Origin of the sequence: Elizabethkingia argenteiflava (genome assembly GCF_009904105.1) — a bacterium.
GTDB classification, from domain to species: domain Bacteria; phylum Bacteroidota; class Bacteroidia; order Flavobacteriales; family Weeksellaceae; genus Elizabethkingia; species Elizabethkingia argenteiflava.
The window spans coordinates 1-14,765 of the sequence record NZ_JAAABJ010000480.1 but is presented as its reverse complement, the minus strand read 5'-3'; the positions used below and the strand labels follow the sequence as shown (position 1 = coordinate 14,765).

Sequence of the window (14,765 nt, the reverse complement as noted above, 5' to 3'; positions counted from 1 at the left end):
TTGCGGATTTGATTTAAAAAATTCATTTTACTCTCAATTGTTATCAGTATCTCTAATATTTTTTCATAATTTGCAGTAAAACTGTTCATATTTAATCGTTTGTTAGACTATTAAATTTAGGTATTTATCTAATAATGACCAGCTTCCTTTTTTTATCCTAAATGAACCACGGGTATTACTATATGTAATGCGGTCCTATTATCTAAAATTATTTCCATTTGATAGGGCTATAAAATTGCGTTTTTGTGTGCCTTCTTATATAATCTGGTGGATCTAAATTTTATTGTGCACACTATGGATTAGAGCAACCTGCTTAGTTTGTTATATCTATATCCTCTTCTATCATATTTGTAATAATTTCAGGTGAATGCAATTTTGTGGAATCAATTCTAACGTATTTAAGAACTTGAGTATCTCTGAACGGATTTTTTACCCCAACATGATGAATACCTGCACCAATATAAGGGAGCTGATAAATGTTTAGGCCAATAATAGCTTTTGTAGCTTCAAGAAATGAGAATTCTTGTCTTTCTATATGGCATCTATTCTAACTAAAGCTATATTACGTCTTATATGTTTTATAATCATGGATTTTGGCTATAAGTTTCTTTGATTAGCTTACTCAGGATTTCCGCAGTTGATTTTCTGCTATATGCATTGATAGATTGTCCCGTCCATATACTTACAAAATCGGCATTATTGTTTTCCTTTGCTATTCTTCGCAATTCTGTGGTCAGTTTATTCTGGTAGGGGTAAGGCAGAATTTGTTTGGATAAATCAACATGCTCAATGAAAGTGTTTCTGATGCCTCTGGCATAACGTCCGGAAAAACTTTTTGTACGCACAATATCCGTTTTATCCAGATGGGTTAATCGCTGTTTTTCAAACCCTCTTAAAGCACTTTCTGCTGATCCCAATAAGAGGCTGCCTATCTGAAAACCTTGGGCTCCCAATGTATGGGGCGCTAGCATTGTAAAGGCCTCCTGCATATATTAAGGGCAGACTTAGGCTGTCATAAATTTTTGATAATAGCGAAAACCCTCCGATTTTAGGTGTATTTTCATCCGAAAAGCTTCCCCTATGTCCTCCTGCTTCTATTCCCTGAACACAAATAATATCAATCCCTGATTTTTCTAAAATAAGGGCTTCATTTACCGAAGTACAGGTTCCGATAAGGATGATTCCATTATTTTTTAATTTATCAATGCTCTGTTTGTCAAGATTACCAAAAGTAAAGCTTACAATTTTGTATCCCTCAGAGATAATAACGTCTAGTTGCTCATGGTAGCTGTTTGTTTTAATTTCTCCAATTTCAGGTAGATGAACACTTAAATTATGCTGTTCAGCCAATTCCTCTATGAATTTTTTTGTAGCGGTATATTTTTCTCTTAACTCCTCGGTAAGTTAGGGAATTTTGTTTACAAAAATATTGACAGCAAAAGCCGTACTCACCAGTTTCTTGGTCGTACGTATAGCCTTTGCACATGTATCTGCAGGGTAATCGCCTAATGGTAAAGAACCCAAACATCCAGCCTTAGATGAGGCGGCTACCATTTCAAGAGTAGCAACGCCTAGCATGGGAGCTTGAATTATAGGATAGTCAATATGCAATAGTCGGGTGATATTATTTTTCCATTCCATCATGTTTTTTATAACAAAAATATAGTTAATTTTATGCTTAGCAAAGGTTTGAAGCGATCAAATTGTATCGCTATAAATATGGATATTAATGAGTTATAAAATATTTAGCGCTATGAGCGAATGTGGACTTTTACCGAAGCGGTTGAAATTACAAATACTTTACACCCCTATTTAGAGAAGATTAAGTCTTTGAAAAATTATTTTGACATGACACCTGAATGGAATAATAAAGGTGGGGGGATAAAGCCACAGATGTTTGAACCGATAAAAAAAACATTATTACCGGGGATTTTCAATCTATTCAACTTTGTTGATTTAATCTATCCTAAAATAGGGCTTCAGATTTTGATGTTTTTATCTACTTATTTTGTAAAGCAGCCCATTTCTCTTTACGGATTTCATATACAAAATTTAGGCACGATGCTTCTCCATAATAGACGATTTCTTGTTCTGCAATTTTTTCTGCACCAATACGCCCAATAGCAATTTGCGAACGGATATTATTTGCCCCAATGTGGACATATACTTTGGAAACGTATTGAAAAAGATAATCCAGCATGGTGTTTTTCACGGAATGATTAAAACCTTTTCCCCAGTATTTTACCGCATAAAATGTATAACCTATAAAAATGCTTTTTTCTTGCGCGTTATAATCGTAAATACGGGTACTCCCAATTGTATTTCCGGTGGTTTTATCTACAATTTTAAAAGCCGATTTACTTAGCATAGCCCCCTCAAAGAAGGTACGAAACACCTCTTTTTTCCAACGGTTTTTATTGGGGTGCTGTTCCCATATTTTCGGATCGGATGCTACGGAATATAAATCATCAAAATCCGTTTCTTGCAGCGGGTATAAAATTGCTTTTTCATTTTCCAAAATAACAGAATTTTGTATGATCTCTGATGCGTCTTTTGTTCCGGATTCAGGGATTTGTATTTTATTTTTCAATTCTATTTCCTCTGGAGGGATTTTATGTTTATCCATATTTTATTTCTTTTATGAATGTACTTTCTCATCGGTTTTATATCAGCATTTTAAGGCTATTCTTTTTTAAGAAAGAATTTTGGATCATAAAGACCACCGGATTTATCATGCACTAATGGATACGTTTTAATATTCAGATATTAATCACTGAATAAAGTTATGGATAAAAATCATTGTATGCATATTTTATTTTTTTAATATATTTTTCATCTATTTTTTTCTTTCAGTTCTAATTTCATCATAAGGTCCGTTTGCTCTTCATCTCCCAAACTGAAAATATGTCTGTCAAATTCTACAAATCCGTTTTTCTGATAAAAGCGTATAGCTCTAAGGTTTTTTTCCCAAACACCCAGCCATACGTAATTTACATTTTTTTCATGGGCGATCCGCATTGCCTTTTCAAAAAGCAATTGTCCGACTTTTTTACCATAAAAGTCCTGCAAAACATAAATGCGCTCAATTTCAAGTGCATTCTGATCCTGTATTTCTGTTTGTGACGGCCCCATGTTTAGTTTGAGGTAACCAATAACTTTTTCACCCAAAATGGCAAAGTAAAACGCTGAAAATTCATTTTTTAATTCAGTTGTTAACTTGTCTATCGAAAAACCCTCCTCTAAATACTTTTTCATATTTTCTTCGGTGTTCTCTGATGAAAAAGTTTCGTGAAATGTTTGTCGGCCTATTTTCTGTAATAGAGCGATGTGACTTAAAGTTACTCTTTTGATTTGTATATTTTCCATAGAAATTAAATGTTCGTTTTTATATGAATAAAATTTTGCTTCTAGCAAAGCTTTTTATTTTTGAATATCCCATTCATAGTTGAGCCATTCTGTATTTTCCGTTGCCCCTAAACGCTTATAAAATTTTTTGCCCGCCTCGTTCCATGGAGCAACCTTCCAGTTAATTTGCCCACAGTGGTGTGACAGGGCTTCTTTCTTTAGTTGGTTCATTAAGCGTTCTCCTATTTTTTTTCCTCTGTAGGCTTCCGCTACATAAAGTTCTTTCATATAGATGTCAGGTCTATTGTGTAGGGTGTAAGGAATAAAGTAGTAAACCATGATTCCCACAATCCTTTCATGATCCTCGGCTACAATACAGCGGAAGTCCGGCGGGTTTTTATGAAAGCCACTTTCTGCAACAATCGCTGGAGTGATTGCAAAAACATCTATGTATTTTTCAAAAATTGCAAGTTCTTGCATTAAGGCCCAAATCTTTTCACTGTCAGCCTCAACCGCTTGGCGGATTTTTATTTCCTTATTTTCCATTTTTATTGTTTTTAAAGGGGGCATACGCTATCTGTTCTTATACTTAAAAGTATACTTTCCGTTTCGATGCAACAAAATTATCCTTATATTGGATTATATTTGTAGTCCAATATAAATAAAATATATAGTCCAATTTTAATGCAGCTTTTTAGCAGCTTGAAAATCGACCGTTCTATTGAGCGTTCTGTTTAGCTTCAATTAGCAGATGGAATTTTGTCTTTAATAAAAAGCAATCAACTTTGTGCGGGGCAGAAATTGCCAAGTACAAGGGAGATTTCAGTTTTATTCCAGATCAATAGAATTACCGTTTCTAAAGCCTATGAAGAATTGCAAACACAAGGATGGTTGAAAAGTTTTGTGGGGTGTGGTACATTTGTTTCTCCACATATCCCCGAAGCCGAACCAGAGGTTTTACGGAATGTAAGCGAAAAAAAAACTCAAAAAGTGGCAGGTTTTCCTATTTTTTCACAGTCTAATTTCGATCTTAAACTCTCCACCGTGAATCGTGAACTACATTTAGATGATGGATTTCCTGATCCTAAATTAGCCCCGCTAAAAGAACTGTATAGGGCCTACCGTAACCAACTAACCAAAGGTGGATTTTATTATAAGTATGGATGTTATGCTAATCCTGCTGGTTCGGATGTATACAGGGAAGCCATCTCTGATTATCTGAATAAAACAAGAGGATTAAAGACCACTGCGAAAAATATTATTTCCGTGAAAGGAACGATAATGGGAATAAACCTTGTGTGCAATGGATTAATTGATGCAGGAGATGTGATTGTTTCAGGGGTCCCCGGATGGGGCAGAGCCGAACGAAATTTTATACATGCCAAAGCAGAACATATAACCATACCTGTGGATGAAAATGGTTTGATGATAGATGCACTAAAAAATATTTGTAGAAAAAAAAGTGCGAATGCTATATGTAACGCCTCATCATCATTATCCCACAACGGTATCGCTGCGAATTGACCGAAGATTGGAATTATTACGGCTTTACAATGAATATGGGTTTATTATTTTTGAGGATGATTACGATTTTGATTTTCACTATAAACTTCGGCCACTATTACCACTTGCCAGTGCAGACGAAAAAGGAATGGTGATTTACAGTGGTTCGTTCAGTAAAAGTTTTTCACCTGCTTTTCGTATGGGCTACTTGGTTGCTGCTGAAAATGTTATTGAACACTTAGGAAATGTCCGTATTCTGTTGGATAGGCAGGGCAACCAAATTATTGAAGATGCAATGGCTTTTTTACTGAATGACGGTACAATACAACGCTATCTTAGAAAAACCTTGGCGGTGTATAAAGAAAGGCGTGATTTTTTTTGCGAATTGCTAAGTAGTGAATTGAATGGAGCGGTAAATTTTGCCATTCCTGAAGGTGGTATGACGGTATAGACAGAATTTGATCCCTCCATTAAACTTGAGACTTTGGCGTAAAAAGCTTACCAAAAAGGGCTGTATATGTCCAATGGTAAAGCTCACCAATATCCCGACTACAATACGAATGGGGTACGTTTGGGATTTGCTTCTTCTTCTTTGGAAGATTTAGAGAAAAGTATAGCTATACTGAAAGCATTGATATAGTTTATACATCGTATTGACCAGTTTTTTATCTAATGCACCCAATACGGTAATGCCAGATTCCACTTCACTTTAAATAAGACGAAGAATAACGGTTTATTTGTCGATAATCGGTTTTAATCGGTTACTTCATCTGATCTTATCCAGTAAAGGCATACAGATTGGTTTATCTTTGATTTTCATAATCTTTTACTCTAATCAATATTTGCAGCTATTTTTCGGGCAGTAGAGTGCTTACCAAATGAAAAAAAAGATCAGCGGTTTCTCCCTACCTCCCTGTTGATGGGTTTTACTCATTTTTTCTCAATCTTTTTCGTAAATTCGCAGTAAAATTTTTTCCAATGAATTACGATGTTATTGTTATAGGGAGTGGTCCTGGTGGTTATGTTACTGCAATCAGAGCTTCTCAATTGGGCTTTAAAACTGCTATTGTAGAAAAAGAAAATCTTGGAGGTATTTGCCTTAACTGGGGGTGTATCCCGACCAAAGCTTTATTGAAGTCGGCGCAGGTTTTTAAATATATAGAGCATGCAGAGGAGTATGGATTAAATAAAGTAGAACCTAGTTTTGAATTTCAGAATATTATCCAGAGAAGTCGTGGTGTTGCCGGAAAAATGAGCAAAGGTATCGAATTCTTAATGAAGAAAAATAAAATTGATGTCCTCCTAGGAACGGCAAAAGTGTTACCCGGCAAAAAAGTAGAGGTAACCGATGAAGAAGGAAAAAAACAAACTTTATCAGGTCAGCATATTATTCTAGCCACAGGAGCGCGTTCTCGTGAATTGCCAAACCTTCCTCAGGATGGCGAAAAAGTAATTGGTTACCGCCAGGCCTTGAATCTGTCTCAGCAGCCTAAATCTATGATTGTGGTAGGCTCTGGTGCTATTGGAGTAGAGTTTGCCTATTTTTATGCTAGTATAGGTACAAAAGTGACCGTAGTAGAGTTTTTACCTAATATTGTTCCATTAGAAGATGAAGAAGTATCCAAGCATTTGGAAAAATCTTTGAAAAAAGCGGGGATTAAAGTAATGACCAACGCCTCTGTTGAAAGCGTAGACACTACAGGAGAGGGCGTAAAAGCTAAAGTAAAAACTGAGAAAGGTGAAGTGACGCTAGAGGCTGATATCGTTCTTTCTGCCGTTGGAATTCAGGCCAATATTGAGAATATAGGTCTTGAGGAAGTAGGGATTAAAACCGATAAGGGAAGGGTGTTGGTGAATGAATGGTATCAGACCAATATACAAGGTTATTATGCTATTGGAGATATTTTACCTACTCAAGCACTGGCTCATGTCGCGTCTGCAGAAGGTATTATCTGCGTAGAGAAAATTAAAGGCTTAGAGGTCGATAAAATCGACTATGGCAATATCCCTGGATGTACCTATTGTCTTCCGGAAATAGCCTCCGTAGGTTTGACAGAAAAGCAAGCTAAGGATAAAGGTTATGACATCAAAGTAGGTAAATTTCCTTTTTCGGCCAGTGGAAAAGCCACTGCAAATGGAGATACAGATGGATTTGTAAAGGTGATTTTTGATGCTAAATATGGAGAGTGGTTAGGTTGTCATATGATTGGAACGGGGGTTACGGACATGGTAGCAGAAGCAGTTGTTGCGCGAAGACTAGAAACGACAGGCCATGAAATTATTAAATCCATTCACCCTCACCCCACATTATCCGAAGCTATTATGGAAGCAGTAGCTGCTGCGTATGGGGAGGTGATCCATATATAAAGAAAGGTTCAGAATTGCGTTTTTTAGTTTTGCCTGAAGAAGGTCCAAGGCAATAATAAAAAATAAAATTTCGAAATAATGAATCTCTACAGAGGGTCATTAGTAATTTATTTCTAAGCAAAGAACCCACGGCATAGTAATTGTTGTGGGTTTTTTTGAAACCAAGTGAATATTAAATGGAGTATAAAACAGGTCTTGTGCTTTCAGGAGGGGGGACTAAAGGTATTGCACATGCCGGAGTACTAAAGTTTCTGGAAGATGAGCATATCAAAATAGATAAGATAGCAGGAACATCCGCAGGTGCATTAGTTGGAGCGCTATACGCCTTTGGAAATACCCCCGAAGATATTTTAGCCTTTTTCCAGTCGGTTCATTTTTTTAATTGGAAACACCTGGTTTTTAATAAGCCGGGTTTTATCAGCTCTGATATTTTTAGAATATATTTGGATCCTGTATTTGGGAAGGCCAAAATAAAAGAGAGTAAAATTCCATTATTACTTACAGCCACAGATTTAGCTACAGGTACTTTACAGGTATTTGATGAAGATACGGAGATTATTGATGCCATTATTTCATCTGCAGCGATCCCCGGGGTGGCCACACCTTATACCATAGATGGGAAAATTTATTGTGATGGAGGGGTTATTAATAATTTCCCAGCCGATTTGTTACATGATAAAGTAGATAAATTGGTCGGTGTTTATCTTTCTCCTATGGGTAAAGTTAGCCGGGATAGAATAAAAAGTATACGCGCCGTCACTGGGCGCGCTTTGGAAATTTTACTTTATAGATCTGAAATGTATAAATTTGAGCTTTGTGATTGGCTTGTTCCCCTCAATAAACTCAATCATTATAGCCCTTTTGAGACCAAAAAACACAGAACCAAAGAAATTTTCGATATAGGCTATACTACGGCAAAAGAGACTTTTCAAGAGAGTCTCTTTTATAGAGAAACCCGAGATATTATATGAGGGATATAGACGTAAATAGCTGTTAAAATAGCGGCTAAGACAGATATAACCACTGCTGCGGCACTTATATTCTTTATAATACCGATGTGAAAATTATATTCTGGATGTACAAAATCACAGAGTTTTTCTATGCATGTGTTGATGGCTTCGACTGCCAATACTACACATGAAATTAGTAAAATCAATATGGCTTCCCAGCGTTCTAAAGATAAGAGAGAGATCAGCAATAAATTAATGAAGAAGCCTAAGCATTCAATTTGAAAATTTCTTTCATTTTTTAATAAAAATAGAATCCCCCGAAGGGCGTAGCCAATACTTTTATATAATGGAGGTTTGCGCATGTCTATATTTTTTCAGGATTTTTTATACATACCTATTAGTGCGAAGCTATCCTGCAAAGATAGTCTTTATATTAGCGCTCGCTTATTTTAAGAAAACTCAGCTATTTTACAAAAAAGCCTATTAAAAATAAAGCGCTATCTATCCAAACATAAAATAAAGGATAAATTCACCTGTTGAAAAAATTAAACGCTTACCATTATTTCATATCATACATGACCAAGGCTGTTAGTGATTTAGGTTCTATATAGGTACATTTAGGAGGCATCTTTTGGCTGAGATCAGAGACTTTAACCAAATCTGAAAATGGTACAGGGTGAATGGCAAAACCTATTTGATAAAAGTTATTATCCACCAGTTGTTTTATATGATCAATACCATTTATAGTTGAATTTCCTTTACAGAACCCTACTTTATCACTCGATTTGGTATCAATACCCAAGATATTTTTGATAACGTTTTGTTCCAAAAAATAATGGTCCAAATCGTCCAATCCTTCTGTTTTACTTCTTAGATCATGCTTAATGTGCAAACTATAAAATCTACTGTCCAGGTACATGCTGATATGGTATTTTTGAGATGGATAATAAGGCGTTTCCTCTTTTTCATGAATAATAAAAAACTCTTCTAGTGCCTTAAGGAAATCCTGCTTTGAAAATCCATTCAGATCTTTTATCAGTCGGTTGTAGTCATGTATTTTAATCGATTGGTTAGAGACAATATAGCTATAGACAAAATTAAAACCTTCTTGTCCAGTGTATTTTTTATTTTTATTTAAATGACTTTCGGCATTAAGGGCTGCAGAACTCATTCTATGATGCCCATCTGCGATGTAAAAAGAGTCGATTTGTTCAATAACCTCCTTATATTGTTGTAGTTTTAGCCGGTTATCTATTCGCCACAATTTATGTCGGATTCCTTTTTCATCTATAAAATTGGAAACCGGGATATTTTTCTCTTCCAAATTCATCAATACTTCTATCTTCGAATTAGCTGGATAAGTCAGTAATACAGGTTCTGCCTGTACTTTTACTTTTTCCAGATAATGCGCAAATTTCTGTTTTCTCTGTACTAAGGTCGATTCGTGGCCTTTTATTTTTCCATTTCTGAAATCTTCTATAGAGGCCAAACCCAAGAGCCCCCGATAAACCGTTTTATCGGGCATAATCTGCTCATAAAGATAAAAAGAAGAATGGTCTTGAGAGAGTTTGTTATTATTAAAAAGTTCCTCAAAATTCGATCTCACCTTTCTTAGGTTGCGATCTACGTCTTTTGATTTACTACATACAAAGGGTTTGATCATTTGCATATAGGAATCTTTAATGCTCGCTTTTTGATATAACTCGTCTTCAAGAAGGTTCTCTATAGAGGTAGTGGTAAATTTCTCAACCAAATCATGGTGAGGTCTTATGCCACGAAAGGGTCTAAATAAGGGCATTTGTTTTTAATTGTATTTTAATGAGTTTTTCAGCTAGTTCTATTCCAATTCTCTCTTGCGCATCCACCGTATTTCCTCCTATATGAGGACTTAAGGATAAAGCTGGGTTCATTAATAAAGTTAGTTCGGGTGAAGGTTCATTTTCAAATACATCTAAGGCCGCTCCTGCTACTCTGCCTTCTTCAATCGCTGCGAGTAAACTGACTTCGTTAAGAACGCCACCTCTTGCAGTATTTGCGATGAACACTCCTGGTTTCATTTTATTAAATTCAGGAGTATCCAATATATAATTCGAAGTTTTTGCCGTGTTAATGCTGATAAAGTCTGAGACCTTGAGTAAGTCGTCAAGTGAACCTGATGAGAGCTCAAAAGAAACTTGTTGGCCGTCGAAAAAATCGAGTGTAAGGGTTTTGGTTTTTGGGGTTCTGTTGTAACATACCATCTTCATTCCTAAAGCGATACCGATTTTAGCCACTTCCATGCCAATTTTCCCCATACCGATGATGCCGAGGGTCTTGCCTTTTAACTCAAAGGATTTTGAAAAACTTTTCTTTAGTTCACTGAACTTAGTTTCCCCCTCTAGAGGCATTAACCGATTCGATTCATGGAGGTTTCGTGCTAAAGATAAAAAATGAGCAAAAACCAGTTCCGCTACCGAACGTAAAGAAGAAGCGGGCGTGTTAAAAACCATTAAACCTTTTTCACGTGCATATTCTACGTCAATATTATCCATACCAATACCTCCTCTGCCTATAATTTTGAGGCTAGGACAGGCATCGATAAGCTCTTGGGTAACTCTAGTAGCAGACCTTACCAGCAGAACGTCTACTTGATGTTCATTAATGAACGCTGCTAGATGTGGGGAAGAAATGCGCTGATTGAGCAAATTTATGCCGGCTTGTGTTATGACTCTTTCCCCTGATTCCGAAATTCCATCGTTAGCTAATACTTTCATCATTTTTAGGAAAAGGATTGCATTACATTCACTAAAACCTGTACACTTTCAATTGGCAAAGCATTGTAAAGACTGGCTCGATAACCTCCCAAACTCCTATGACCATTAAGGCCATTAATCCCAGCTTCTTTCCAGGCTTTATCAAAAGCTTCTTTTTTCGATTCATCGGTAAGCTTAAAAGAAACATTCATCAGGGAACGATCCTCTTTTACCGCATAACCTTCAAATAGAGGGTTTCTATCGATTTCATCATACAATAACTTGGCTTTTGCTTCATTACGTTTTTCTGCAGCTTCAATACCGCCATTCTTTTCCATATACTGGAGTGTAAGCAAAGAAGTGTAGATAGCAAATACAGGGGGGGTATTCAACATACTTTCTTTATCGATATGAAGCTGATAATTTAAATAAGAAGGAATGTTTTTATCCGTTTTACCTAAAATTTCTTTTTTCACAACCACTAATGTGGTACCTGCAGGTCCCATGTTTTTTTGAGCTCCTGCATAGATTAAATCAAATTGGGAAAAATCCAATACCTTGCTGAAGATATCTGATGACATATCGCATACCAACAGGGTGTCGGTTTCCGGAAATGACTTCATTTGAGTTCCGTAAATGGTATTGTTGGAGGTGCAGTGAAAATAGTCATATTCAGCTCCTATTTGGTAATTTTTAGGGATGAAAGAATAATTCTGCTCTTTAGAAGATCCTACAATATCCACTGTCCCTAATTTTTGAGCTTCTTTAATGGCTCCAGCAGCCCAGGTTCCAGTGTCTAGGTAGGCAGCTTTTCCTCCTGGCTTCATCAGGTTAAAGGGTACCATTACAAACTGTAGGCTCGCCCCGCCTTGCAGAAAAAGGACTTCATAATCATCACCTAGTTTCATTAATTTTTTCACCAGAGCACGGGCTTCTTCCATAACCGATACAAAATCTTTACTTCGGTGTGATATTTCTAATAAAGATAGACCTAAGTCATTAAAATTTAAGATAGCTTCAGATGCTTTTTGGAAAACTTCCGCGGGTAAAATGCAGGGACCTGCACTAAAATTATGCTTCTTCATGAATAAGTTTGGTGTTATAGCGTTTAACGGTGCTTAATATATAAAATTTATTTGAAACAACCGCCCACAAATTTTTGTGAGCGGTCGTTTATTTTATTCATTATGTAAAAATGCTTTTTTATCGAGGAGTTCTTCATCCGTTTCTACATGATCTTCGTCTGGTACACAACAGTCAACAGGACATACCGCAGCACATTGGGGTTCTTCGTGGAAGCCTTTGCATTCGGTACATTTATCGGTTACGATGAAATAGATGTCGTCACTGACAGGGGCTTGCGGAGCATCGGCATCCAGGCTTAAACCTGAAGCCATCGTCACACTACCTCTAAGGCTGGTGCCATCAGCTGCTTTCCAGTCAACAGCTCCCTCGTATATAGCTGTATTAGGACATTCTGGCTCACAAGCTCCACAGTTGATACATTCATCCGTTATTTTAATGGCCATAGCTCTTTAATTATTTTTGTAAATTTGTACAAAGATAAAAATTTTTCACCACAGTATGGATAAAGACGCTAATATTCGAGGGTTAGGAGATGTAGGGAATTTTTTAAGAAAATTTCTAGCGAAGGAAAATACCGGATATGAGGCCTTGGAAGAAGAATTTCAGGATTTATTGTTAAAAGCTGAAGTCGAAAATCCTTGGTTTACACAAGAAAATATTAGATATGCTTTAAGGAGTTTTGGAGAGGTTCTTCAGGAAGATGAGATTAGGCACTGGGTAGGCAAATATCCTTTTGCGAGCTCGCAAAAGAAAGTAGGTGTAATTTTAGCCGGAAATATACCTCTAGTAGGTTTTCATGATCTTATTTGTGTGATTTTGTCGGGGCATATACCTCTGATTAAACTTTCCTCTAAGGACAGATTAATTATTCCTTTTTTAATGAAGCTTTGGAGTCGTTTTACCCCGGGAGAGATCGTTTATCATATCGTAGAAAAACTGCAAAATCACGATGCTGTAATCGCTACTGGAAGCAATAATACAGCCAGATATTTAGAGTTCTATTTTAAGGATTGTCTAAGTCTTATTCGTAAGAATCGAACTTCTATTGCTGTTCTTACGGGGGACGAAGACGATAAGCAACTGCAATTGTTGGGACGTGATATTTTTCAATATTTTGGATTAGGGTGTCGCAATGTAACCCGACTTTTTATTCCTCATAACTTTCAATTAGAGCGACTTTTTAAAAACTTTATGCATTTCAAAGATGTGATTCACCATCATAAATATGCCAATAATTATGACTACCACAGGGCCGTCTATCTACTCAATCAAGAACCTTTTTGGGATAATGATTTCATGATATTACGAGAGAATGAAGAACTCTTCAGTCCACTTTCAGTAATTAATTTTAGTCGATATTCTCATCTTACTGAGGTAGAGGTGTTTGTAAATAAACATCAGCAAGCAATACAGGGTGTAGTAGGGGGGGGGAATTTGGGCCCCTTATCTTGTATTTTATTTGGTGAAGCCCAAAGTCCGGCTTTGGACGTTTATGCAGATAATGTAGATACCATGGAGTTTCTAAGCGTGGTATAGGTAGCGTTAAGATTTTAAAAAATCGGGTTTTTATCCCGATTTTTTAAAACCTTTTCCTTTTAGAATTCAGTTCAGTGATAAAAATCAGAACTTCTTCCTGTGAGAATTTTTGATAAATGCTTTTACGCAAATTTTCTATAGTATTAGAAAGGAAAGTATTTCGATTTTCCAGATTGTGGAAAATCATTAAAAGATTATAATTTTTTCCTTCGTCAATATATAGACTATCGACTTCGGAAAAGATATATTTCTCTACATCGGATAAACTATCGATCCAATGATAGAATTCTGTCTCCATAAAATTGGACCATAACATTTGGACGTTACTTTCTACATGAAAAGTAATACTGAGGACACTCATCTTTTAAAAAAATCTTATGGTTTTTAATTTAGCTACGAAATCATGTAAATGAGACCCTGCTACTAATTAAATAACAAATCAGCATATGAAATAAAAAGCACTGTTTTTTTTGAGCGTTTTTGTATGCAATTTTGATTTGTCGGGATCTCTTGTGGCGGTTGACCGCCTATGCTGCAAAGCTAATTAAATGTTTTCAAAATACCAATCCTATATTTCAAGTTCGTTCGGGATCTCTACTTACGGGTATAGCCAACAGGTGCATGGCTTTGTGTGGAGATCAATAAGCTTGTTTTAAAAAAAACTAAAAACCTAAGGTAAAGAGCTTTCTATTTGGGGATTATAAGAGCGTTCATCAGCTTATAAAGGGTAATATAAACCCTTTTTTTTTTGAGATCAGGCTTAAGAAGGAGGAGCCCTTAGAAGCGTTGTGAAACTTAAAGAAAGAAGTTGCTTAAAAATAGAAAAGGGGATATATTGAAAAATGTGATCAGTATATTTTAATTATTTTCAAATAAAAAATGAGAATAAGGTGTATTAAAAAAAAAAGAGTTTAAACCTGTTGTGCATTTATAGTTTTTCTTTAGAGTTTAAACATACAAATATGACATTTATTATAATTTCAATCAAAATGGTTTTATGGTATATTAATTTTCATTATATTTGTTTATGTTATTAAAATATATTATTTCGCATGTATAAATAGGCGATCCATGTTATATCAATGAAAGGGTTTATCTAAATAGAATAAAGAGAATATTACATAGATTTAGGAAAGTTTTTGCGAAATTAACCCTACCAACCCCTATGCTATGGAAAAACTCTCTATTCTCTTCATGTTACTCAGTTTCGTTCTCTATGGTCAGTCTCCAGGAGGTGTCAGTGGAG

16 protein-coding genes and 1 pseudogene are annotated in these 14,765 nt (G+C 35.9%); 6 read left to right on the top strand and 11 right to left on the bottom strand.

Features of this window, described 5'->3' with window-relative positions; genetic code table 11:
• Positions 1-584: 584 nt before the first annotated feature.
• From GNY06_RS14600 to GNY06_RS06000, 5 genes and pseudogenes are all read right to left on the bottom strand, one after another.
• Positions 585-971: a nitronate monooxygenase gene (locus GNY06_RS14600; protein ID WP_262885035.1), complete on the bottom strand. Its 387-nt coding sequence runs from the start codon at positions 969-971 to the stop codon at positions 585-587.
• Positions 883-1,578: pseudogene (locus GNY06_RS06015) on the bottom strand (NAD(P)H-dependent flavin oxidoreductase). The gene GNY06_RS14600 and the pseudogene GNY06_RS06015 overlap by 89 nt, the downstream one beginning before the upstream one ends.
• A gap of 421 nt (positions 1,579-1,999) precedes the next feature.
• Entirely contained in the window at positions 2,000-2,626 is a 627-nt protein-coding gene (locus GNY06_RS06010; protein WP_166519227.1) for a GNAT family N-acetyltransferase, read from the bottom strand.
• A gap of 206 nt (positions 2,627-2,832) precedes the next feature.
• The gene (locus tag GNY06_RS06005) at positions 2,833-3,366 is read right to left on the bottom strand and encodes a GNAT family N-acetyltransferase (protein WP_166519226.1); all 534 of its coding nucleotides are present in this window, start codon (positions 3,364-3,366) and stop codon (positions 2,833-2,835) included.
• Between the two features lie 54 nt (positions 3,367-3,420).
• A complete protein-coding gene (locus tag GNY06_RS06000) occupies positions 3,421-3,891 on the bottom strand; it encodes a GNAT family N-acetyltransferase (protein ID WP_166519225.1) in 471 nt (156 codons plus the stop codon).
• A 213-nt stretch (positions 3,892-4,104) separates the two neighbouring features.
• Here GNY06_RS06000 and GNY06_RS14595 point away from each other — a divergent pair, with 213 nt between their 5' ends.
• From GNY06_RS14595 to GNY06_RS05985, 5 genes are all read left to right on the top strand, one after another.
• Entirely contained in the window at positions 4,105-4,869 is a 765-nt protein-coding gene (locus tag GNY06_RS14595) for an aminotransferase class I/II-fold pyridoxal phosphate-dependent enzyme (protein ID WP_212995092.1), read from the top strand.
• Positions 4,814-5,299, top strand: a complete 486-nt coding sequence (locus tag GNY06_RS14590) for an aminotransferase class I/II-fold pyridoxal phosphate-dependent enzyme (RefSeq protein ID WP_212995091.1) — start codon at positions 4,814-4,816, stop codon at positions 5,297-5,299. Before GNY06_RS14595 ends, GNY06_RS14590 begins: the two co-directional genes overlap by 56 nt.
• Before the next feature lie 66 nt (positions 5,300-5,365).
• The gene (locus GNY06_RS14585; protein WP_262885034.1) at positions 5,366-5,488 is read left to right on the top strand and encodes a hypothetical protein; all 123 of its coding nucleotides are present in this window, start codon (positions 5,366-5,368) and stop codon (positions 5,486-5,488) included.
• Positions 5,489-5,826: 338 nt separating this feature from the next.
• Positions 5,827-7,215, top strand: a complete 1,389-nt coding sequence (lpdA, locus tag GNY06_RS05990) for a dihydrolipoyl dehydrogenase (protein ID WP_166519224.1) — start codon at positions 5,827-5,829, stop codon at positions 7,213-7,215.
• Positions 7,216-7,391: 176 nt separating this feature from the next.
• Positions 7,392-8,186, top strand: a complete 795-nt coding sequence (locus tag GNY06_RS05985; RefSeq protein ID WP_166519223.1) for a patatin-like phospholipase family protein — start codon at positions 7,392-7,394, stop codon at positions 8,184-8,186.
• Here the strand turns inward: GNY06_RS05985 and GNY06_RS05980 are convergent.
• From GNY06_RS05980 to GNY06_RS05960, 5 genes are all read right to left on the bottom strand, one after another.
• On the bottom strand, positions 8,159-8,527 hold the full coding sequence (locus GNY06_RS05980; RefSeq protein WP_166519222.1) for a diacylglycerol kinase: 369 nt from the start codon (positions 8,525-8,527) through the stop codon (positions 8,159-8,161). The genes GNY06_RS05985 and GNY06_RS05980 overlap by 28 nt on opposite strands.
• A 197-nt stretch (positions 8,528-8,724) precedes the next feature.
• Positions 8,725-9,963: a DUF1015 domain-containing protein gene (locus GNY06_RS05975; protein ID WP_166519221.1), complete on the bottom strand. Its 1,239-nt coding sequence runs from the start codon at positions 9,961-9,963 to the stop codon at positions 8,725-8,727.
• Positions 9,950-10,918: a D-2-hydroxyacid dehydrogenase gene (locus GNY06_RS05970; protein WP_166519228.1), complete on the bottom strand. Its 969-nt coding sequence runs from the start codon at positions 10,916-10,918 to the stop codon at positions 9,950-9,952. The genes GNY06_RS05975 and GNY06_RS05970 overlap by 14 nt, the downstream gene beginning before the upstream one ends.
• Positions 10,919-10,923: 5 nt before the next feature.
• The gene (gene serC, locus GNY06_RS05965) at positions 10,924-11,982 is read right to left on the bottom strand and encodes a 3-phosphoserine/phosphohydroxythreonine transaminase (protein WP_166519220.1); all 1,059 of its coding nucleotides are present in this window, start codon (positions 11,980-11,982) and stop codon (positions 10,924-10,926) included.
• A 93-nt stretch (positions 11,983-12,075) separates the two neighbouring features.
• On the bottom strand, positions 12,076-12,426 hold the full coding sequence (locus GNY06_RS05960) for a 4Fe-4S binding protein (protein ID WP_166519219.1): 351 nt from the start codon (positions 12,424-12,426) through the stop codon (positions 12,076-12,078).
• Positions 12,427-12,481: 55 nt separating this feature from the next.
• Here GNY06_RS05960 and GNY06_RS05955 point away from each other — a divergent pair, with 55 nt between their 5' ends.
• Complete coding sequence (locus GNY06_RS05955; protein ID WP_166519218.1) at positions 12,482-13,519, top strand: acyl-CoA reductase; 1,038 nt, start codon at positions 12,482-12,484, stop codon at positions 13,517-13,519.
• A gap of 43 nt (positions 13,520-13,562) precedes the next feature.
• Here the strand turns inward: GNY06_RS05955 and GNY06_RS05950 are convergent, their stop codons facing one another.
• Positions 13,563-13,880, bottom strand: coding sequence for a DUF4286 family protein (locus tag GNY06_RS05950; protein ID WP_166519217.1), 318 nt, complete (start codon positions 13,878-13,880; stop codon positions 13,563-13,565).
• Between the last annotated feature and the right edge of the window lie 885 nt (positions 13,881-14,765).